Source organism: Micromonospora sp. CNZ297, from assembly GCF_007827625.1.
Window position 1 is genome coordinate 61,240 of the sequence record NZ_VISU01000002.1, and the last position, 19,928, is coordinate 81,167.

General features: G+C 73.9%; 26 protein-coding genes. 13 read left to right on the forward strand and 13 right to left on the reverse strand.

Annotated features, from left to right (window positions below; translation table 11 throughout):
* Positions 1–4: 4 nt before the first annotated feature.
* The 4 genes from FB454_RS03620 (at position 5) to FB454_RS03635 (ending at position 3,870) form a co-directional block, all read left to right on the forward strand.
* Positions 5–1,180, forward strand: coding sequence for an ATP-binding protein (locus tag FB454_RS03620; RefSeq protein WP_047890584.1), 1,176 nt, complete (start codon positions 5–7; stop codon positions 1,178–1,180).
* A complete protein-coding gene (locus FB454_RS03625) occupies positions 1,170–2,366 on the forward strand; it encodes a hypothetical protein (protein WP_047890583.1) in 1,197 nt (398 codons plus the stop codon). Before FB454_RS03620 ends, FB454_RS03625 begins: the two co-directional genes overlap by 11 nt.
* Positions 2,336–3,052 carry a response regulator transcription factor gene (locus FB454_RS03630; protein ID WP_013475435.1) on the forward strand — a complete coding sequence of 239 codons (717 nt, stop codon included), beginning with the start codon at positions 2,336–2,338 and terminating at the stop codon, positions 3,050–3,052. The genes FB454_RS03625 and FB454_RS03630 overlap by 31 nt, the downstream gene beginning before the upstream one ends.
* Before the next feature lie 74 nt (positions 3,053–3,126).
* Positions 3,127–3,870 (forward strand): hypothetical protein, encoded by a 744-nt coding sequence (locus FB454_RS03635; protein ID WP_145822476.1) that lies wholly within the window; start codon positions 3,127–3,129, stop codon positions 3,868–3,870.
* A gap of 28 nt (positions 3,871–3,898) precedes the next feature.
* Here FB454_RS03635 and FB454_RS03640 read toward each other — a convergent pair whose 3' ends face one another.
* Complete coding sequence (locus FB454_RS03640) at positions 3,899–4,651, reverse strand: lysophospholipid acyltransferase family protein (protein ID WP_145822477.1); 753 nt, start codon at positions 4,649–4,651, stop codon at positions 3,899–3,901.
* A 99-nt stretch (positions 4,652–4,750) separates the two neighbouring features.
* On the opposite strand from FB454_RS03640, the gene FB454_RS03645 reads away from it, so the two are divergent.
* Both FB454_RS03645 and FB454_RS03650 read left to right on the forward strand, forming a co-directional pair.
* Entirely contained in the window at positions 4,751–5,410 is a 660-nt protein-coding gene (locus tag FB454_RS03645; RefSeq protein WP_047890581.1) for an alpha/beta hydrolase, read from the forward strand.
* A gap of 9 nt (positions 5,411–5,419) precedes the next feature.
* A complete protein-coding gene (locus FB454_RS03650) occupies positions 5,420–5,809 on the forward strand; it encodes a VOC family protein (protein ID WP_013475432.1) in 390 nt (129 codons plus the stop codon).
* Between the two features lie 6 nt (positions 5,810–5,815).
* Here FB454_RS03650 and FB454_RS03655 read toward each other — a convergent pair whose 3' ends face one another.
* The 7 genes from FB454_RS03655 to FB454_RS03685 form a co-directional block, all read right to left on the reverse strand.
* A complete protein-coding gene (locus FB454_RS03655) occupies positions 5,816–7,876 on the reverse strand; it encodes a glycogen debranching N-terminal domain-containing protein (protein ID WP_145822478.1) in 2,061 nt (686 codons plus the stop codon).
* Entirely contained in the window at positions 7,876–8,247 is a 372-nt protein-coding gene (locus tag FB454_RS03660; RefSeq protein ID WP_013288134.1) for an SCP2 sterol-binding domain-containing protein, read from the reverse strand. Before FB454_RS03660 ends, FB454_RS03655 begins: the two co-directional genes overlap by 1 nt.
* 160 nt (positions 8,248–8,407) lie before the next feature.
* A complete protein-coding gene (locus tag FB454_RS03665; protein WP_013288135.1) occupies positions 8,408–8,824 on the reverse strand; it encodes a CBS domain-containing protein in 417 nt (138 codons plus the stop codon).
* Positions 8,825–8,888: 64 nt separating this feature from the next.
* The gene (locus tag FB454_RS03670; protein WP_013288136.1) at positions 8,889–9,131 is read right to left on the reverse strand and encodes a hypothetical protein; all 243 of its coding nucleotides are present in this window, start codon (positions 9,129–9,131) and stop codon (positions 8,889–8,891) included.
* Between the two features lie 53 nt (positions 9,132–9,184).
* Positions 9,185–10,207, reverse strand: coding sequence for an aspartate-semialdehyde dehydrogenase (locus FB454_RS03675; protein ID WP_013288137.1), 1,023 nt, complete (start codon positions 10,205–10,207; stop codon positions 9,185–9,187).
* 97 nt (positions 10,208–10,304) lie between these two features.
* A complete protein-coding gene (locus tag FB454_RS03680) occupies positions 10,305–11,648 on the reverse strand; it encodes a M16 family metallopeptidase (protein WP_013288138.1) in 1,344 nt (447 codons plus the stop codon).
* Entirely contained in the window at positions 11,648–12,937 is a 1,290-nt protein-coding gene (locus tag FB454_RS03685; protein WP_013288139.1) for a M16 family metallopeptidase, read from the reverse strand. The genes FB454_RS03680 and FB454_RS03685 overlap by 1 nt, the downstream gene beginning before the upstream one ends.
* A gap of 85 nt (positions 12,938–13,022) precedes the next feature.
* Between FB454_RS03685 and FB454_RS03690 the strand changes: the two genes are divergently transcribed.
* A complete protein-coding gene (locus FB454_RS03690; RefSeq protein WP_145822479.1) occupies positions 13,023–13,736 on the forward strand; it encodes a phosphodiesterase in 714 nt (237 codons plus the stop codon).
* On the opposite strand, the gene FB454_RS03695 is transcribed toward FB454_RS03690, so the two are convergent.
* Positions 13,711–13,932, reverse strand: a complete 222-nt coding sequence (locus FB454_RS03695; RefSeq protein WP_013288141.1) for a hypothetical protein — start codon at positions 13,930–13,932, stop codon at positions 13,711–13,713. The two genes, FB454_RS03690 and FB454_RS03695, sit on opposite strands and share 26 nt — an antisense overlap.
* Before the next feature lie 253 nt (positions 13,933–14,185).
* Here FB454_RS03695 and FB454_RS03700 point away from each other — a divergent pair, with 253 nt between their 5' ends.
* From FB454_RS03700 to FB454_RS03710, 3 genes are read left to right on the forward strand one after another with little or no spacing between them, the layout of a single operon-like run.
* Positions 14,186–15,283 (forward strand): 3-deoxy-7-phosphoheptulonate synthase, encoded by a 1,098-nt coding sequence (locus tag FB454_RS03700; protein ID WP_145822480.1) that lies wholly within the window; start codon positions 14,186–14,188, stop codon positions 15,281–15,283.
* A 40-nt stretch (positions 15,284–15,323) separates the two neighbouring features.
* On the forward strand, positions 15,324–15,557 hold the full coding sequence (locus FB454_RS03705) for a hypothetical protein (RefSeq protein ID WP_018786980.1): 234 nt from the start codon (positions 15,324–15,326) through the stop codon (positions 15,555–15,557).
* 27 nt (positions 15,558–15,584) lie between these two features.
* Entirely contained in the window at positions 15,585–15,794 is a 210-nt protein-coding gene (locus FB454_RS03710; protein ID WP_013288144.1) for a hypothetical protein, read from the forward strand.
* Positions 15,795–15,851: 57 nt separating this feature from the next.
* Here FB454_RS03710 and FB454_RS03715 read toward each other — a convergent pair whose 3' ends face one another.
* From FB454_RS03715 to FB454_RS03725, 3 genes are read right to left on the reverse strand one after another with little or no spacing between them, the layout of a single operon-like run.
* The gene (locus tag FB454_RS03715; RefSeq protein ID WP_013288145.1) at positions 15,852–16,391 is read right to left on the reverse strand and encodes a DUF1360 domain-containing protein; all 540 of its coding nucleotides are present in this window, start codon (positions 16,389–16,391) and stop codon (positions 15,852–15,854) included.
* A 34-nt stretch (positions 16,392–16,425) separates the two neighbouring features.
* Positions 16,426–16,743, reverse strand: coding sequence for a hypothetical protein (locus FB454_RS03720; RefSeq protein WP_013288146.1), 318 nt, complete (start codon positions 16,741–16,743; stop codon positions 16,426–16,428).
* The gene (locus FB454_RS03725; protein WP_013288147.1) at positions 16,743–17,042 is read right to left on the reverse strand and encodes a DUF6158 family protein; all 300 of its coding nucleotides are present in this window, start codon (positions 17,040–17,042) and stop codon (positions 16,743–16,745) included. The genes FB454_RS03720 and FB454_RS03725 overlap by 1 nt, the downstream gene beginning before the upstream one ends.
* 123 nt (positions 17,043–17,165) lie before the next feature.
* Between FB454_RS03725 and FB454_RS03730 the strand changes: the two genes are divergently transcribed.
* Both FB454_RS03730 and FB454_RS03735 read left to right on the forward strand, forming a co-directional pair.
* Positions 17,166–17,624: a hypothetical protein gene (locus FB454_RS03730; protein WP_186461516.1), complete on the forward strand. Its 459-nt coding sequence runs from the start codon at positions 17,166–17,168 to the stop codon at positions 17,622–17,624.
* A gap of 25 nt (positions 17,625–17,649) precedes the next feature.
* Positions 17,650–17,979: a DUF3817 domain-containing protein gene (locus tag FB454_RS03735; RefSeq protein WP_030271312.1), complete on the forward strand. Its 330-nt coding sequence runs from the start codon at positions 17,650–17,652 to the stop codon at positions 17,977–17,979.
* Between the two features lie 7 nt (positions 17,980–17,986).
* On the opposite strand, the gene FB454_RS03740 is transcribed toward FB454_RS03735, so the two are convergent.
* Entirely contained in the window at positions 17,987–18,505 is a 519-nt protein-coding gene (locus FB454_RS03740; RefSeq protein ID WP_013288150.1) for a DUF6232 family protein, read from the reverse strand.
* 414 nt (positions 18,506–18,919) lie between these two features.
* Between FB454_RS03740 and FB454_RS03745 the strand changes: the two genes are divergently transcribed.
* Positions 18,920–19,885: a C40 family peptidase gene (locus FB454_RS03745; protein WP_013288151.1), complete on the forward strand. Its 966-nt coding sequence runs from the start codon at positions 18,920–18,922 to the stop codon at positions 19,883–19,885.
* The last annotated feature ends 43 nt before the right edge of the window (positions 19,886–19,928 follow it).

The following is a 19,928-nucleotide window of genomic DNA, read 5'->3' on the forward strand; positions in this document are numbered from 1 at the left end:
CCCGATGCCGGTCGCTGCCGCCATGCCCCTGTCACGGGCCCCGCTGGCACGTCCGGCGGGTGACGCGTTCAGCCGGATCTTCACCACCCTGCCGGCGCTGCTGCGGCTCACCTGCGGCCTGGTCGGCGCGGTGGTCGCGCTGTCGGTGCGTACGCCACCGGTGCGGGTGGCGCTGCTGGTCCCCGCGGTAGTCGTGCTGACCGCCTGGTCGGTCTGGTACGCGTTCCGCGCGTTCCGGCACGGCATCGGCGGCGCGCTGATCGCCGGGGACGTGGCGCTGACCACCGCCGCCGCGCTCGCCGTCCCGTGGCTCGTCGCGCCGGAGGTGCTGCCGGGCGAGGCCAGCTGGGTCGCGGTGCTGGCCAGCTCGACAGTCATCAACGCGCAGGCCACCGCCCCGGCCCGCTGGTCCGTGCCGGCCGGCCTGCTGGTCACCGCCGCGTACGTCACCGGCACCACGCTGGCCGGCAACCCGGTCGAGGCGCGGGCGCACGCCGGGACGCTGCTGGTGCAGACCGGCAGCGCGGCGGTGATGACAGCGGTGATGCGCCGCCGGATCGCCCGCGCCGACGCCGCGTTCGCCGACTACCAGCGGCTGTCCCACGAGGCGGTGGTGGCACGCGCCGCCCGCGAGGACGAACGGCGGCAGAACCGCGACCTGCACGACACCGTCCTGGGCACGCTCACCATGGTCGGCCTCGGCGCCGTACCCGACTCGGCGACGTTGCGCGAGCGGTGCGCGGACGATCTGCGTACCCTCACCGCCCTGGCGGGCGCGCGGACCGCGACCGCGCCCGGCGAGACCGACCTGGACGAACGGCTGCGCGAGGTGCTGGCCGGGACGCCCGGGCTCGCGGTGACCGCGACGCTCGCGCCGTGCCGGCTGCCGGCGGAGGTCGCCACGGCGCTCGCCGACAGCGCCGCCGCCGCGCTGGCGAACGTGGCCCGCCACGCGCCGGGCGCGGCCACGTCGCTGCGCCTGGCCCGCGAGGGCGGCACCGTCGTGGTCGAGGTGGTCGACGACGGTCCCGGTTTCGACCCGTCCACGGTCCCGGCCCACCGGTACGGGCTGCGCGAGTCGATCCACGGGAGGATGAGCACTGTGGGCGGTCAGGCGGTGGTGACTTCCGCCCCTGGCACCGGCACCCGGATTCGGCTGGAGTGGTCCGATGGCGAGTGAGTCGGGTACGGCCGTGACGGCCGGCTCCGCGCTGCGCCCGCTGCCCCGGCCGCGGACGGCGACGCGCTCCGCGGCGGCCACGACCCCGCCGGAGGCGCACGCGGTGGCCGACGCGTCCGACGGCGGCGCGCGGATCGCCGTGATCGTCATCGCGGCGGCCTGGCACCTGGCGGTGGCGCTGCCGGCCGTGTTGCGGGCCGGGCCGGGGATGGCCTTCCCGGCCGTGGTGGCGACGGGCTGGCTGGTGACCGCGCTGGTCGGGGTCGGGGCCGGCGTACGGCTGCTGCGCGGCGGGCTGCCGGCGGCCGGGCCGCTGGCCGCGGTGCTGCTGGTGGTCGACGCGGCGGTGGTCGCCGGGGCCGGCGACCGGTTCCTGTTCAGCACCGCCAACTGGGTGTGGGGCGGCCTGGCCTGGTTCTTCCTGCTGGTGCTCTGGCAGCGGCCGGTGCGCCGGCTGCTGGTCATGCTCGCCGCGCACGGCACGATCGCGCTGGCGGCGGTGATGCTGTACGGGGCGACCGCGCCGGCCGACCTGAGCCGGGCCGCGATGTACGTCTACGGCACCTCCACCCTGCCGGTGGCGGTCTTCGTCGGCGCGGCCGCGCTCACCGCGCAGGCCCGGAACCGGGCGGCCACCGCCGCGGCGACGCTCGCCGTGGCGGCGGAGCAGGAGGCGGCCGAGCGGGCCCGCACCGAACGGCAGGCACGGCTGGCGCTGGTCAGCGGCACCGCCGAGGAGGTGCTGGCCGAGCTGGCGGCGGGCGACGCCGACCCGGCCGACCCGGCGGTACGGCGGCGCGCGGTGCTGGCGGCGGCCCGGCTGCGCCGGCTCATCGCCGAGTCGGACGACGTGCCGGACGCGCTGCTGCACGAACTGCGCGCGGCGGCCGACCTGGCCGAACGCAACGGACTGCCGATCGACCTGGTGTCGGTCGGCACGCCGCCGGAGTTGCCGGTGGAGATCCGGCGCGGGCTGGCCGACCCGCTCACCGCGGCGCTCGCCGCCGCCGAGGGTTGGGCCCGGCTCACAGTGGTAGCAGGCCAGGACGAGGTGGTGGTCAGCCTGGTGACACCGGATCACGACGGCCCGGACGAGCCGGCGACCGGCGGGGACGGGCCGGTGGAACACCTGCACGAGCGGGACGGGGAGATCAGATGGACGCAGACCCGCTGGCGGCGGACGTGAACGCCGGAACCCCGATCGGGGTGGCGATCGTCGACGACCATCCGGTGGTGATCGACGGGGTGCGCGCCTGGCTGGCCCGCGAGCCCCGGTTGCGGGTGCTGGCCACCGGCGACGACCCGGACGAGGTGCTGCGGGCCGCGCCGGACGCCGAGGTGGTGCTGCTCGACCTGCGCCTGCACGGCCGGATGGTGCTGGACAAGCTGGCCGAGCTGAGCGCGGCCGGGCGCCGGGTGGTGGTCTACTCCGAGCACAGCGACCCGCAGACCATGCTGGCCGCGCTCGACGCCGGGGCGGTCGCGTTCCTGGCCAAGCACGAGGGCCGCGAGCACTGCGTGGCCACCGTACTGGCGGCGGCGAGCGACCGGCCGTACGTGCCGCCGGCGCTGGCCGGTGCGATGGTCGGTGACGCCCGCCCGGATCGTCCGTCCCTGTCGGACAAGGAGCGTGAGGCGCTGCTGCTGTGGTTCCAGTCGATGTCGAAGGCGTCGGTGGCGCGCCGGATGCAGATCAGTGAGCACACCGTGAAGCAGTACGTCGACCGTGCGCGGATCAAGTACACCCGAGCGGGGCGTCCGGCCGCCACGAAGGCGGCACTGCTCGCCCGGGCGATCGAGGACGGGCTCGTCCGACCGGAAGATATCGGCATCTACCGGTCGCAGGCGTCGGCCGACCGGCCGACCCCCTAACAGGCGTCATGACAGTCACCCCAGGAATCGGGCAGGCTCGCCGTTACCGCCAACCGTCATCGGGAGGTCGTACCGTGCCGGAGGACGCCACACCCTTCTTCGTCGGACCGCACCGGTTCGACGCCGACGACGACCCCACCCGTCCCGTGCTCGACCGGCGCTACGAGCTGGTGCCCGAGCCGGGCGAACGTCTGCTCGGTCAGCACTGCCTGCGCGTCGCCGGGCACCTGCTCGGCCCGAGCGAGGACGTCCGCTGCTGGTCGCTGCCCGCCCCGGCGACGATCACCGTGACCGACCGCCGCCTGGCGTACGTCTGCACCGGCTCGGACCTGTCGGTGGTCTCCGGGCGGGACAGCCGGGCGGCCGCCCGGCACCGGCGTCCGGTCCGGCTGTCCCGCCTGGTCAGCGGGCAGATCCGCTGGCAGTGGCCGTCCCGGCTGGAGCTGGCCGAGGTGGGCGACGGCATCGGCGAGCTGCGCATCGTGTGCGACGCGCTGCGCACCATCCGGCAGCCGGCGCTGGCGCTGACCGGGCCGGTCGGTCTGGTCGCCGGGCTGGCCCGGCAGGTACGCCGCTCGGTGGCCGGTTTCCGGCTCGCCAACGCCGACCTGGTGGACCTGTCCCCGCCGGAACGGGACGTCCTCGCCGTCCGGGTCGCCGCCTCCCCCGGCCCGACGCTGGGCACCGTGACGCTGCCGGGATCGCTGCCGGTGGAGTTCCTGTCCCGCGACGACTACTACCGTCCGCCGGAGGCCGAGGCGTCGCCGTGGGCGTGGTCCGGCTTCCCCGCCCACGACCAGCCCGGCTCCGCCTGCTGACGCTCCCCCGCGGCGGAACCCGGCGTGGTCAGGAGGCGCTGCGGGTGCGGCGCTCGGACCGGTCCAGCTCGACCGCCTCCTCCGGGGTCGGCGCGCCGCCGCCCAGGTGGGCCGGCTGCCACCAGGTGTCGTCCGGGTCGGACGGCTTGTCCGGGTACTCCCGCTGGGCCCGGTCGACCAGCGCCGACAGGCGGGTACGCAGGTCGGCGGTCATGACGGTGGCGTCCGGGTAGGCGGACGGGTCCATCGGCTCGCCGACGATGATCGTGATCGGGGTGTGCCGGCGGGTCAGCGTGCGCGGGCGGCCCTTCGTCCACAGCCGCTGGGTGCCCCAGAGCGCGACCGGCAGCAGCGGCACGCCCGCCTCCTGCGACATCCGGGCCGCGCCGTTCTTCAGGTCCTTCACGGTGAAGGAGCGGCTGATCGTCGCCTCCGGGAAGACGCCGACCACCTCGCCCCGGCGCAGCGCGCCGACAGCGGCGGCGTACGAGCCGGCGCCGGCGGCCCGGTTGACCGGGATGTGCTTCATGCCGCGCATCAGCGGACCGGAGACCCGGTGCCGGAAGACGCTGTCCTTGGCCATGAACCGGACCAGCCGCTTGGCCGGGTGCGCGCCGTAGCCGCAGAAGATGAAGTCGAGGTAGCTCACGTGGTTGGACGCGAGCACGGCGCCGCCGGTCTGCGGCACGTGGTCGCTGCCGGACACGTCGAGGCGCAGGTCGAGAAGCCGGAACATCGTCTTCGCGGCGGTGATCACAGGGGGGTACACGAGTTCCGACATGTCGAAACTTTACCCCGAGTAGGTTACGCGACCGTAGGGCCGATCTGCCCTCGGCAGACCCGGGTCGCGCACCGGCCCGGGCCCGGCGACGATGGCGACATGACCGAACGCGCGGTGCTGCTCTGGATCCACGGCGGAGGATGGCGGGCCCGCGCCGAGGAGGACGGGACGGCGCTCGCGTCGCTCGGGCTGCGCGTGGTCCCGGCCACGTACCGGTTCTCGCACCAGGCGCGCTGGCCGGCGCAGCTCGACGACGTCCGCGTCGCGGCCCGGGCCGCCCGGGCCGCGGCGGGCGGCCTGCCGCTGCTGGTGGGCGGCGACTCGGCCGGCGGGATGCTGGCGCTTCAACTCGGCCTGCGCGGGGTGGACCGGCCCGGCGACGTGGCGGGGGTGCTCGCGTACTGGGCACCCGTCGACCCGCTCGACCCGGAGCAGCGGCGCCGGCGCGCTCCCGGCGACGACCCGTGGACCGACCTGCTGGGCCGTCCGCCGACCGCGGGCGATCCGGCCACCGTCGACGCGACTGTCGCCACCCACCTCGGCTCCGGCGTACCGGTGCTGCTGGTGCAGGGGCGCGACGACGAAGCGGTGCCGGCCGCCCAGCCGGTCGAGCTGGCCGGCCGGCTGCTCGCCGCCGGGCACCCGACGCATCTCTGGCTCACGCACGGCGGTCACGCGCTCGACCTGGCCCGGCCCGACCTGCGCGCGGCCGCCGCCGCGTTCCTGGACAGCGTCCTGCCCGCCGCCGCGGGCGACTAGGTTCGAAGAATGCCCGACCTCGCCGCGATCGTCATCCACTGCCGCGACCCCTACCTGCTCGCACCGTTCTGGAGTGCGGTCACCGGGCTGCCGGTGGTCGAGGCGGACCGGGTGAAGCTCGCCGAGGGCACGCTCGCGCCGACCGAGGCGGTGCTGCTGCGCGACCCGCACGGACGGCGTCCGGACCTGTGGATCAGCCCCGCCGACGTGCTGCCGGAGCCCGGCCGGATCCACCTCGACCTGGTCGGTGACGCCGAGGAGCGGGCCGCGGTGCTGGAGGCGGGCGCGACAGTCGTGCGCGAGCTGCCGCGCTGGACCGTGCTGGCCGACCCGGAGGGCAACGAGTTCTGCCTGCTCCCGCCGAACGAGGCGCACACGGCGTCGCCGCCCGGGCACTGAGCCGGCTCAGTCGGCCAGCTCCTCGATGTTGAGCCGGCCCCGGGCGAACGCGTCCACCCGGCCCCAGCGACCAGGGATGTCCAGCACCTCGATCCGTCCCATGCCCACCGGCAGCCGCGGGTCGACAGCCAGGTGCTTGTCGTGCGGCTCCAGCCCCAGCATGGTGCGCAGCAGCAACAGCGGCGCGCCGGTCGACCAGGCCTGCGGGCTGCACGCGGTCGGGTACTCCACCGGGAACTTGGTCAGCTCGCGCTGGTAGCCGCCGAACGCCTCCGGCAGCCGGCCGTCGAAGTAGGTGGCCGCGTCGAGGATGCCGTTGGCCACTGTGGCGGCCTCCTCGGCGAAACCGTACCGGCGCAGGCCCCAGGCGACGAACGAGTTGTCGAACGGCCAGATCGTGCCGTTGTGGTAGCCGATCGGGTTGTAGCGGACCTCGCCCTCGGCCAGCGTCCGCACCCCCCAGCCGGACCAGAGCCGGGGACCGACGAGATGCTCGGCGATCTTCGGCGCCCGCTCGTCGTCCACGATCCCGCTCCACAGCAGGTGCCCGATGTTGGAGGTGAGCACGTCGCACTGGCGCCCGTCCGGGTCCAGCGCGAGCGCGTAGAAGCTGCGGTCGGCGACCCACCAGTCGTTGTTGAAGCGCCGCTTCAGCTCCGCCGCCTCGCGTTCCAGCTGATCGGCGTACGTGGGGTCGTCCCAGAACTCCCGGGCCATCCGGGCGGCCCGCATCTTCGCGTCGTACGCGTACCCCTGCACCTCGCAGGTCGCCCGCGGGAACGGCGGAAGCGTGCCGTCGGCGTACGAGATGGAGTCCCACGAGTCCTTCCAGCACTGGTTCTCCAGGCCGGTGTCGGTGTTGCGCCGCTCGTACCAGATGTAGCCGTTGCCGAGCAGGTCGGCATAGTCGTCGATCCACTTCAGCGCGGCCCGGCACTCCCGTTCCAGCTCCTTGACCAGCGCGCCGTCGCCGCTCCACCGCTCGTACTCGTCGAGCAGCACCACGAACAGCGGCGTCGCGTCCACCGAGCCGTAGTACGGCGAGTGCGGCTGCTCCTCGAACGCGGCGGTCTCGCCGTACCGCATCTCGTGCAGGATCCGGCCCGGGTCCTCGTCCCGGAAGTCGTCGAACCGGGTGCCCTGCAGCGCGCCGAGGATGCGCAGCGTGGTCTTCGACATCTCCGGCGCGAACGGCAGCACCTGGAGGCAGGTGAGGATGCTGTCCCGGCCGAACATGGTCATGAACCAGGGCAGGCCGGCCGCGGGCAGCGTCTGCCCGCCGAGCGACAGCGGCGAGAAGCGCAGCGCCGCGAGGTCGACCAGGCTCCGCCGGTACGTCGCGGCGAGTTCCTCGTGCTCGCTGTTCAGCTTCGGTGCCCGGCTGATCCACTCCTCCAGGTCGTGCTGGAGCGCGAGCCGCTCGGTGCCGTGCGCGCGCAGCCCCATCCGCAGGTCCCGGCCGCCGGGGCCGATCGCGAACGTCTGCACGTCGATGACCGCTTCCCACTGCTCGTTGGGTTCCAGCCGGATGCTCCAGGCGAAACCACGCTGGTCGTAGCGGGCCGGCTGGTTGGCGGAGACGAGCGTCTCGCGCCGGAAGTTGCCCCGCCGGTAGCCCAGGCGCAGCCGGTCCGACTCGGCCTCGGCGTAGTGTTCGCCCTTCTTGTTCAGGATCTCGTCCTTGACCTGGAACAGGTCGGCGAAGTCCGATCCGGCGTCCATCCGGATCTCCAGGTCGACCGGCTTCTCGTCGTGGTTGAGGATGGTCAGCGTCTCGCGGAAGCTGCCGCCGACCGCCCGCTCCCGGATGACCGACAGCTTCGCGTCGATGTAGTGCGTGGCCATGCCGGGCACCAGGAAGAACCGGGCCTCGTAGTACTGGAGGTCGTCGTAGGACAGCGCGTTGAGCCGCTCGCCGTTGATCGTGAGCACCCATTTCGACAGGTACCGCGTGTCGAGCGAGAACAATCCGGTCGGCTCGCTCGGTGTGGCCTCGATGTCGCCGGTGTCCTCGCACACCACGAACGTGTTGCCGTCCAGGATCCGGACGGAGTTGCTACCGGGCATCAGGCACCCCTCCCGCCGAACGTGTGGTGCGGTCCCCGGGAGTCCGGCGGACCGGGGAAGACCCGCTCGACCTGCAACATGAGCCGCAGGTCGCCGACGACTGTCATGTCGCCCCGCAGCAGCGCCGCGACGGCGTTCTCCTCACCGCCGACCAGCTCGGCGAACAGGCGCGGCTCGGTACCGACCACCGTGTCCGCCTCGCCGTCCTCCTGCCGGACCCGCAGGTTGCCGTGATCGATCTCCAGCAGCCAGTGCGTGGTGTGCGGGCCCTCGTGCAGGTCGAAGCGGAGCGTTCCGGATGTCTTGACCAGCAGCGGCTCGAACCCCCGCCGATCCAGGTCCTCGAAGAATCTCGTGGTCATGTCCACCATCCGGGCGACTCCTCCCGCGATCCGCGGTCTACCTGTCGAGGCTCGTGTCCCCACCCGATCCGGGGTCAACCTCGCCCGAACCGGGTGAGCGCGGCGCCACGGCACGGACGCGCGACGCCGGCCCCCGAACCGGGAGCCGGCGTCACCGCGGCAGGCAAGTCTAGTTGTTGGGCTCGTCGGCGCTGATGTCCGCGAGCACCGACTGGGGTTCCCGCTCCACCGCCAGGTCACCCATGGAGATCAGGCCGACCAGCCGGCCGTCGTCGATCACCGGGAGGCGACGGACCGCGTACGTGCGCATCAGGTCCGCGGCGGCCACGGCGTCGTCGTACTGGCTGACGGTCACCACGTCCTTGCTGGTGACCTGGTTGAGCCGGGTGGCGGTGGGGTCCATGTTCTCGGCCACGCCCCGCACCGTGATGTCCCGGTCCGTCACGATGCCGACCACGTTGTCGCCGTCGGTCACCACCACGTCGCCGATGGCACTGTCGCGCATCTCCTGCGCGGCGGCCATGAGCGTGTCGTTGCCGTCCATCGTCACCAACCGGGTCGTCATGAACTCTCCGACCGTTGTCATGGTGCTCCCCTCTCGCTGTCGGCACCGCGGTCTACCCGCCGGCGCAGGCGGGGTAACGCGTGCCTCACCGCCGGTGGCGCAGCCGTCGGCGCAGGTCGTAGGAGCCGTTGCTGGACAGCCCGTAGAAGATCGGCAGCAGCAGGAGCACCACGAGCGCCGCCGGCACGCTCAGCAGCACGCCCACCAGACCGGCGATCGCGTACGCGAGCACGCCGAGCAGGGCCCGGACGCATTCGGCCTCGAAGAACCGCAGGTCATCGGCACCCCCGCCCTGCCGGCACGGGGCGGCCGGCGACCCGGCGGGCATACCCGCTGAGCAGGCGTCCGTGCCGGGTGGCCCGGCACGGACGCCCTGGCGGGTCAGCGCTCGGCGGCGACCAGCTCGGCGAGCTGCACGGCGTTCAGCGCCGCGCCCTTGCGCAGGTTGTCGTTGGCGCAGAACAGCGCGAGCCCGTGCTCGACGGTCTCGTCGGCCCGGATCCGGCCCACGTACGTCGGGTCCTGGCCGGCCGCCTCCAGCGGCGTCGGCACGTCGCGCAGCGCCACGCCGGGCGCGCCGTCGAGCAGCTCACGGGCCCGGTCCGGGTCGATCGGCCGGGCGAACCGGGCGTTGATCTGCAGCGAGTGGCCGGTGAAGACCGGCACCCGCACGCACGTGCCGGAGACCTTCAGCCCGGGGATCTCCAGGATCTTGCGGCTCTCGTTGCGCAGCTTCTGCTCCTCGTCCGTCTCGAAGGAGCCGTCGTCGACGATCGAGCCGGCCAGCGGGAGCACGTTGAAGGCGATCGGACGGGCAAACGAGCGCGGCTCCGGGAACTCCACCGCCCGGCCGTCGAAGGCGAGCCCGGCGGCGTCCTCGGCCACCTTGCGGACCTGCTCGTCCAGTTCCGCCACACCGGCCAGGCCGGCGCCGGAGACCGCCTGGTAGGTGGCGACGACGAGGCTGACCAGTCCGGCCTCGTCGTGCAGCGGGCGCAGCACCGGCATGGCGGCCATCGTGGTGCAGTTCGGGTTGGCCACGATGCCCTTCGGGCGGTCCGCGATCGCGTGCGGGTTGACCTCGGCCACCACCAGCGGCACCTGCGGGTCCATCCGGAACGCCGAGGAGTTGTCGATCACCACGGCGCCGGCCTCGGCGACCCGGGGAGCCAGCTCCTTCGCGGTCCCCTTGCCCGCCGAGAAGAGCACGATGTCCAGGCCGCGGTAGTCCGCGGTGGCCGCGTCCTCCACGGTGACCTCGCCGTCGCGCCAGGGCAGCGTGCGCCCGGCCGACCGGGCCGAGGCGAACAGGCGCACCTGCTCCGCCGGGAACTCGCGCTCCGCCAGCACCTGCCGCATGACGCCACCGACCTGGCCGGTGGCTCCCACAATGCCGATCCTCATGCCCGCGAGGCTACCCAGCCGGGCGGTGCGGGTGGGAAACGTTTCCCACCGCGCGGATGCGGGGCGACGGGAATCACAGGCCCGCCGCCCCGCCCGGTCACGTGTGGTCGACCACCTCGCCGAGACCGCTGGCGACCAGCTCGTCCCGGATGACCGCCGCGTCCCCCTCGATCACCATCGTCAGCGACTCCGGGTGCAGATAGGTGGCGGCCGCCGCGGAGACGTCCTCGACCGTCGCCGCGAGCAGTTGCTCCCGCAGCCGCGCGTGGTAGTCGTCCGGCAGGTCGTGCACGACCAGCGTGGTCAGGGCCGCGGCGATGGCCCGCGGGCTCTGCAACTCGACCGAGAGCTGCCCGGCCCGCCAGGAACGCGCCACCTCCAGCTCGTCCTCGGTGACACCGGTGAGCTGGGTACGCGAGATCTCGCCCACCGACTCGACGAGCGCCGGGGCGGTCACCGCGGTCTGCACGCCGGAGCTGACCGCGAACCGGCCGAACCGCCGGGACGAGGCGAAGTCGCCGCGGATCCCGTACGTGTAGCCGCGTACCTCCCGGATCAGGTGGTTGAGCCGGGACGTGAACGCGCCGCCGAGCACGGTGCCGGCGAGCGTCATCGGCACGTGGTCGGGGTGGGCGCGATGCGGGGACGGGTGGCCGAGCCGCAGCGTGGACTGCACCGAGCCGGGCCGGTCGACCAGGATGACCCGGCGCTGCCCGGCCAGCGGCACGTCGATCGGGCCGCCGCGTTCCACCGGGCCGCCGCCGGCGCCGGCGAACGCCGTCGCGGCGAGCGCGTCCAGGTCGATCCGCTCCAGGTCGCCGGCGACGACGAGCGTGCCGGGGCGGATGAACCACTCCGAGTGGAAGACGGTGACGTCGTCCACCTCCAGCGCGGCCACGCTGTCCGGGTCGCCGTAGAGCGGGCGGCCCCACCGGTGCTCCGCGCCGAACAGCTCGGCCCGGAGCACCGCGTCGGCACGCGGGCCGGGGTTGGCCCAGTCCATCCGCAGCGCGGTCGCCTCGTCGTCGCGTACGCGCAGTACGTCGGCCGGGTCGAGCCGGGGCGTACGGACCGCCTCGGCCAGCAGCTCCACCGCGGCGGTCAGCCGGTCCACCGGCACCTGCACGCTCACCTGGAACGAGTCCCAGTCGAGCCCGGTCGCCAGCTCGGTGCCGAGCGCCTCGATGGCCAGCGCGTACGCGGTGGCGTCCCGCTGCGCGGTGCCCTCCTCCAGCGCCTTGGCCAGCACCGCGCCGAGGCCCTCCTTGCCGACCGGCTCCCGGCCCGCGCCGCCGTCGAGCAGCAGCAACGCGACGGCGAGGTTCTGCCCGGGCAGGTGCGCGGCGACCACCTGACCGCCGGCCACCGTCCGCCGGACCACCTGCGGGAACCGGTAGGCGCGGGCGGCGCCGGGGCCGGGACGGGTGGCGATCAGCGACATCAGTTCTCCTCGGGCAGGTAGGTCAGGATCACCCGGTCGGCGGCGCCGAGCAGCTCGGCGGCCTGCTCGGCGATCTGCTCCGCGGTCACCGCGAGCCAGGCCGGCAGCCGGTCGGCCGCGCGGGCCGGGTCGCCGAACTGGGTGGCGTAGCGGCCGAGCGTGTCCGCCCGACCGTCGACGGTGGACATCTGCCGCCACCACATGGTGCTCAGCAGCGCCTTGGCGCGGTCCAGCTCGGCGGCGGTCACCGGCACGGTGGCCAGCTCGTCGACCACCTCGGCGAGCCCGTCGCGCAGCCGCTCGGCGCTCACCCCGGGACGGGCCGTGGCGGTGGCGATCAGCGGGGCGGGCGCGTGCGCGAGGTCCACCCCGTACGCGCCGACCAGGTCCGGCTGGGCGATCCGCTCACCGTCGGCGAGCCGCTGGTAGAGGCGGCTGCCCCGGCCGCTGCCGAGCACGGTGCCCAGCACCGTGGTCACGTCGTACCCCTGGGTGCCGAACGGGTGGGTGCGGTGCGCGACGTAGACGCGGGGGGCGGGCACGTCGGCGGTGACTGTCTCCACCGCCGGGCGGCCGGTGGCCGGCACGGTGCGGCCGTCCGGCGCGGCCGGGATGTCGGCGCGCGCGGTGAGACCGCCGAAGTACTTGTCGGCGAGCGCGAACACCTCCGCCGCCTCTGTGTCGCCGACCACTGTGAGGACCGCGTTGTTCGGCGCGTAGTACGTGCTGTGGAACTCCTGGAAGGTGGCCAGGTCGGCGGCGTTCAGGTCGGCCATCGACCCGATCGTCGCGTGGTGGTACGGGTGGCCCGGCGGGTAGAGCAGCGGCAGCAGCCGCAGCCACGCGTCGCCGTACGGCACGTTCTCGTAGCGCTGACGGCGCTCGTTCTTCACCACGTCACGCTGGTTGTCCAGCGTCTCCTGGGTCAGCGCCGGCACCAGCCCGCCCATCCGGTCGGCCTCCAGCCAGAGCGCCAGTTCCAGATGCTCGGCCGGGACCGTCTCGAAGTAGTTGGTCCGGTCCGGGTTGGTGGTCGCGTTGAGCGAGCCGCCCGCGCCCTGGATCAGCTTCATGTGCTCGGTCTTCGCCACGTTCACCGAGCCCTCGAACATGAGGTGCTCGAAGAGGTGGGCGAAGCCGGTCTGTCCCGCCGGTTCGTGGCGTGAGCCCACGTCGTACCAGAGGTTGACCGCCACGGCCGGGGCGGTGCGGTCCTCGCTCACCACCACACGCAGGCCGTTGTCCAGTCGGGTCGTCTCGATCGGCCAGGGGAAACCGCTGTCGGGCATGAGACGACGCTATCCGATCTCGGAGGCGGAAAGGTGACACGCGCGCCGGAGCATCGTCGGTGCGCGCCGGGGTACCCGTGCGGGCATGGCCGCCACCACACCCTCCGCCGCCGAGCGCGCCGCCGCCGCGCTGGCCCGGCTCCGGCACGCCCGGCTGCTGCATCCGGCCGGGCGCACGTTCGCCGGCGAGACCCGGATCTGGGGTACGCCGGGACCGCCGACCGGGGTGCCGCTGCTCGACCTGCCGGGCCGGTGGCCGGCCACGATCCGCCTGTCCAAGGGCGTGCCGACGCCGGGTGGCTGGCCGGACGTGCTGGGCGTGGCGGTACGGCTGCACCGCGATCCGGAGCCGCCGGTGGACCTGCTGTGGAGTTCCAGCGCCGCCGCGCCGGTGCTGCGGAACCTGCCGCTGCCCCGGCGGCGCTTCACCGGGACGTACACGTCGATCATGCCGTTCCGGGCCGGCGGGCGGCGGCTGTTCCTGGCCGTGCTGGCCGACCCGGAGTCACCCGACCTGGGTCGCGGCCTGGCCGAGGCCGGCGCGGCGGTGGCCGGCGACGAGCCCCGGCTGGTGCTGGCGGTCGCCTCGGCGGTGGGCCGGTGGCGGCCGTTCGGCGAGGTACGCCTCGACGACGAGCGCGGCGCCGCCGAGGACGCCGCGCTCGCGTTCGATCCGATCGGCAACGTGCCGCCGGGGTTGCGTCTGGCCGGCCCGCTGGCCCGGCTGCGGGACGACAGTTACCGGGGTTCCCGCCGGGCCCGGGGTGCCGGGCTCAGTCGGGCGGCTCGACGGGGGTGACGGTCTGCTCGGACGTGCGGTGCTCCAGCACCGTGTCGGGGGCGGCGTTCTGGTCCGCCTCGCGGATGTCGGACTCGGTGAGGATCGCGTCGGCCTGCGCCTCCGCGTCGTCGCTGCCGGCCGCCGCCTCCTCCGGCAGCAGATGCGCTCGGGACTCGATCCGTTCCTGGTCGCTCGGGTCGTGGCTCGTGGTCATGCCGATCACATACCCCGCGTTCCGCACTTCGGAACGACAGCGGGCTTTCCGCCGCGCGTCGGGTACGCTGGCCGACGTGACGCGGTCGTATCGATGGTTTAGGCAGCCGGCTGGAGGAGCCGGTGACTCGACCATGAGCTGACGTCACCACCTCTTCGAGCCGGCGGGCAGGGATCGTTTTCCCTGCCCTTTCGTATGCGAGCAGCCGGCTCGATCCCCCGGACCCGGCACGGGGGCACGGTCGGCGGAAGGAATCCCCACCGTGACCACGTCCCAGGACGCCCATCGGGTCATCGACCAGCGCATCGACCGTGTGGTGCCGCTGACCACCCCGGCCCTGCTGCACCACCACCTGCCGCTCGAGACCCCGCTGGCCGAGGCCGTCGTGGCGGGCCGCCGTGCCGTCGGCCGGGTGCTGGACCGCGACGACGACCGGCTGCTCGTCGTCGTCGGCCCCTGCTCCGTGCACGACCCGGCCGCCGCCCTGGAGTACGCGGGCCGGCTGCGCGAGGCCGCCGCCCGGGTCGCCGACGATTTGCTCGTGGTGATGCGTGTCTACTTCGAGAAGCCGCGCTCGACGGTGGGCTGGAAGGGCCTGATCAACGACCCGGCGCTGGACGGCTCCGGCGACGTGAACACGGGCCTGCGTACCGCGCGGGCGCTCCTGCTCGACGTGCTGCGGCTGGGCCTGCCGGTGGGCTGCGAGTTCCTCGACCCGATCACCCCGCAGTACATCGCGGACACGGTGGCCTGGGGCGCGATCGGCGCGCGGACGGTGGAGAGCCAGGTGCACCGGCAGCTCGCCTCCGGGCTGTCCATGCCGATCGGCATGAAGAACCGCCCGGACGGCAGCATCGCCACCGCCGTGGACGCGATCCGGGCCGCCGGGGTGCCGCACGTCTTCCCCGGCATCGACGTCTCCGGCACCCCGGCGATCATGCACACCCGGGGCAACGCGGACGGGCACCTCGTGCTGCGTGGCGGGGGCGGCCGGCCGAACTACGACGCGGAGTCGGTGGCCGGGGCGCTGGAACTGCTGCGGGCCGCGGGCCTGCCGGAGCGGGTGGTGGTCGACGCCAGCCACGCCAACAGCGGCAAGGACCACCGCAACCAGCCGCTCGTCGCCGCCGACGTGGCCGCGCAGCTCGCCGCCGGCCAGCGCGGGATCGTCGGCATCATGCTGGAGAGCTTCCTGGTGCCGGGCCGGCAGGACCTGGACCCGACCCGGGAGCTGGCGTACGGCCAGTCGGTCACCGACGCCTGCATCGGCTGGGACGCCACCGCCGAGGTCCTCGACCACCTCGCCCAGGCCGTGCGGGCCCGCCGGGCCACGCTCCCGGCACCGGCCTGAGCGGGGTTGGGGCGAGTTTGACCGGTTCGGTGCCGGGTAGGTGGTCGGCGTGACCGATGACGCGCCCGTGACCGAGCAGCCCGACACCAGGCCGCTCGACGACCTGCTCGACGACATCTACCACGGCCAGGAGCGGATCACCCAGGCGGACATCTACCGCCGGGCGGTGGCCGCCGAACTCCCCGCGGAGCTGCTCACCCGGATCGCCGCACTCCCCCAGGGCGAGTACGCGGCGGACGAGGCGGCGGATCTGCTGGGCGGCACGGTCGCCTGAGCCCCCGGAAGACCGAGAGGACGCGAGATGACCGATCGCAACCCCGACCACGAGCACCTGGCGGCGCTCGGCCAGCCCCCGGAGGGCGTCGACACGCTGCCGGAGCCGGACTTCGCCAACGAGCACGAGCGCACCGCTGTGGACCGGGACGTCGTCACCGGGGAGGACGAGGACGAGCGGGAGCCGGAGGCGTCGCGCGGCTGGGCCGGCGAGGACCACGGCACCACCCCCACCTGACCGTGGGAGACACGGAAAGGGGGCCGGCGCTCGCCGGCCCCCTTTCGCGTCCTCGGGTCACGCCTCGTGGCGACCGCCCTCGGCCGCCTGCTGGGCGACCGCGTACCCCATCTGGAGGAAGTCGGAGGCGGCCACCGCGGTCAGCGCGGTGGCGACCAGCCGGGTCAGCCGGGGCGCCAGCACCAGGCCGCCGGTGAGCCCGGTGGCCACCCAGACCGCCAGGCAGAACGGGCAGCTCACCAGCTCGCCGAGCGCGTGCCGGGTCGGGCTGCCCTCGTCGCGGACCTGCTCCATCACCTCGCCGCTGCCGATCGGGTGGTCGTAGCGGGTGAACGGCGCCCGCAGCGGGCTGGTGATCGCGTCCTTGGACAGCAGCCGGCTGAGCTTGTGCGTGGCGATCGAGAGCAGCACCACGTCCGCGGGCGTGGGCCGCTCGGGCACCGGCCGGCCGGTCGCGCGGACCAGGCCGACGAGCGCGGCTGTGACACCGGCGTACGTGCCCATCGCCTTCAGGTAGCCCTCCAGCGGCCGGTGCTCGTGCGGTGCGTACGCCTGGCGCAGGCGCGCCACCTTCTGCTTCAGGCCACTCCCGGTCAACCCGGCCTCCTCGTGCTCGTCGTGCGGGCCGGGCTCAACCGGCGGTCAGGTTGTCGGCCACCTCGCGGTCGAGGTTGGCCAGGATCTCGTCGGCCAGGTCGTGGTCCGGCCCGGCCAGGTCCAGCCGCACCCGGGCACCGCCCGCGCCGGCCGGCTCCACGTCGATCTCGGCGGACCAGTCCGCGGCACTCCACCGGGCCCGCATGTCGTCGGCGTCGACGACCTCGACCCGGCAGGTGCCGGAGCTGCGCAGCCGCTCGGGCAGCCAGGCCGAGGAGCGGTCCGGATCGGTGGCCGTGTTGAACACCACCTCCGGCGGCGCGGACATGCCGCGCTCGGCGTGGCTGGCCATCAGGCGTCCCGCAGCCGGCTCGGGTCGACCTCCCGGCCGGGGTGCCGGGCCAGGTACTCCGTCTCCAGTTCGGCGGTGCGCCGCAGGTGGTTGGCGAGCGCCGAGTCGGTGGCGTGCCGCAGCGTGTCCAGCCGGGTGCGGTGCAGGCTCTGCATCTCCCGGACCAGGTCGTCGTCACCCAGCTCCACCGGGTCCACCCCGAGCTGCTCGCCGTCCGCGTCGACGGTACGGGCGTGGTCGCCGTCCCACTCCGCGACCCGCTGTTCCGGGCTCGCGTCCCGGCGTACCGATTCGGTCATCGTCGCCCCCTCGTCTCGTTCGGGTTGGCACCTGTTCGGATGCCCAGCGGGCGTGTCACCAAACCCCGCCCGGACTACGACGCCGTGTCGGAGACGACCGGCGGCCCCGGTACTCTCGTTGGCATGAATCGGCTCTGGACACCGGCGTGGATCGTCCGCCACGTGGCCATGGTCGTGCTCGTGGCGGGTTGCCTCGGCATGGGCTGGTGGCAGGTCACCCGCGCCGCCGGGGGGAACGCGATCAGCTTCGGTTACGCGATCGAGTGGCCGGTCTTCGCCGGTTTCGTGATCTTCGTCTGGTGGCGTGAGGTCCGCCAGACGCTGCGCGCCGCCGACCCGGCGTCGTCGGCGGACCCGGCGGCGTCGGCCGGTCCCGCGCCGTCGGACCGACCCGCGCCGTCGGACGCTCTCGCGCCGCCGGTGACCGCCGGCACCCCGGCGGTACGCCGGCCGGTGCGCGTCGTGCGGGCGCCTGCCGCCCCGGCCGACGGGGCGGACGACGCCGAGCTGGCCGCGTACAACAGCTACCTATCCTGGTTGAACGCCAATCCGGGCGCCCGGCCCGGCGACTATCCCGGCTGAGGCCGGTGCGGAAGGACGGACGACGGTGGGCGGAGCCTTTACCCGGTACCGCGTGATCGCCTGGATCGTGGGCGTGGCGCTCGTGGTGCTGGTCCTGATCGGCATGCCGCTGAAGTACGGCTTCGACAACCCGAGCGTGGTGGCCGTGGTCGGCGTGGCGCACGGCTGGCTGTACATGCTCTATCTGGCGCTCACGTTCGATCTGTCGCGCCGGGCGAACTGGCCGCTGAAGCGGATGCTGCTGGTGATGCTCGCCGGCACTGTGCCGTTCGTCTCGTTCTACGCCGAGCGGCGGGTGAGCCACTGGGTGGCCGCCGAGACGCGGTCGCGTACGCCGGAGCCGGTCGCGGGCTGACCGCGTCTCACCGGGCCGGCCGCCACGGCTCGGCCGCCGGCGGGTCGGCCCAGCCGCCCAGCCGCGCCGCCTCCCGGGCCCGCCCCAGCGCGCGGGCGACCTGGCCGAACTGCCGCTCGTCGTCGCTGCTGAACAGCAGCACCTCGGTGCCGCGCACCCGTCCCCACAGCTCGTGCGAAGGGGGCCGCACGCGGTCGCCGATCAGCACGAGCAGCAGCGGCACCAGCCCGACCGCGCCGAGCATGAGGTACGCCCCGGCGGTGAGCCGGTGCAGGCCGCCGGTGAAGCCGAGCAGCAGGCCGACCGCGGCGATCATCGCGGCGGACACGGCGACCGCCCGGATCGCGAGCCGGTCGTGCGGCCCGCGGTCGGTCCGGAGCTGGGTGATCTCGGCCACCGGCCAGCTGTTGCGGCCGACGGTGAAACGCTCGGCGGTGACGACGATGCCGGGCCGGGCGTAGAGCAGCCTGGGTGCGGCCGGTCGCGGCGAGCGGGGCGGCTGGGCGGCGGAGCGGTCGGTCTGCACGGCGGCCTCCCGGGAGCAGGGATCCCGTGGTGGGATTTCCCGTCCGGGCTTCATTGTGTTGGCCTCGCGCCACCTGACCTCGGGGTTTCGGCGGTCGCGGGGGGCATCGGCCCGGCCCTGCCCGCCGGAAACAGAGAACGATTTCCGTCTTTGTCGTGACTTTGCCTGGCGTTGCCTGGCGACATCCGCCCAGAACGACGAATCGGGCGAGTCGCCTCATCCACCCACCGGTTCCCCCTCATCACTTTCCGCCACTTTGCCAACTTTCGCCCCTGCTTGAACTCCCGACTACTGCGATCACGGGTTAGGTTGTCCAGGTCGGCCCGGTCGACAGCCGTCCACCCGGACGGCCCCGGGCCGGTGTCGCCAGTCGCGAACGCGCCCGGCGACCGGTGGGAGAGGAGCTTTCCGCTCTTGTCGTCCTTACGGATGCTGCTCCGCTCGCTGGCGGTGGCCGGCCTCTCGGCCGCGTTGCTCGCCCCGGCGCAGGTGGCCCGGGCCGAGCCGACCCCCGCCGAGCTGACGAAGCAGATCGAGAAGTCCTCGACTGAGCTGGAACGAATCGTCGAGTCCTACAACAAGCTCAACGAGGACATCAAGACCAACAAGGCCACCGCGGCCAAGTTGGAGGCCCGGATCGGGCCGCTGCAGGAACAGGCCGAACGCAGCCGCGCCGACGTGGGCGTGCTGGCCGCGACGGCGTACAAGACCGGTGGCATGCGCACCGCGGCGGCCCTGCTGGACCCGGGCGGCCAGGCCACCCTGCCGGAGCGGCTGGGCACGCTCGACCAGCTCACCCGCCAGCGGCAGCGCACCATCAACAGCTTCACCGCCGACCAGAAGCGGCTGATCGACCAGAAGACCGCGCTGGACGTCACGCTCGCCCGGGAGGCGGCGCAGGCCAAGCAGCTCAAGTCCGCGAAGACGCGGATCGAGGCGGACCTGTCCGACCTCTACGAGATGCGGCGCAAGGCGTACGGGCGGGCCACGGAGGCACCCGGCAACCCCAGCTCGGCGGGCAAGCCGCCGGCCGTCTCCGGCGACGCCGGCACGGCGGTGCGGTACGCCTACGGCGCGGTCGGCAAGCCCTACGGCTACGCCCAGGACGGCCCCGGCAGCTACGACTGCTCCGGTCTGACGCTCGCCGCCTGGCGGGCGGCCGGGAAGTCGCTGCCGCACAGCGCGGCGCAGCAGTGGGGGGCCACCACGCGGATCAGCCGCAGCCAGCTGCAACCGGGTGACCTGGTGTTCTACTCCGGGCTCGGGCACGTGGCGCTCTACGTCGGCAACGGCCAGATCATCGACGCGCCCAGCGCCGGACGCAACGTCAGCAAGCGCGGCATGAACATCATGACGATCGCCGGCTACGGCCGGGTCTGAGCACCGCGAAGACGGCGAACGGCCGGCGTCCCCCTGTCGGACG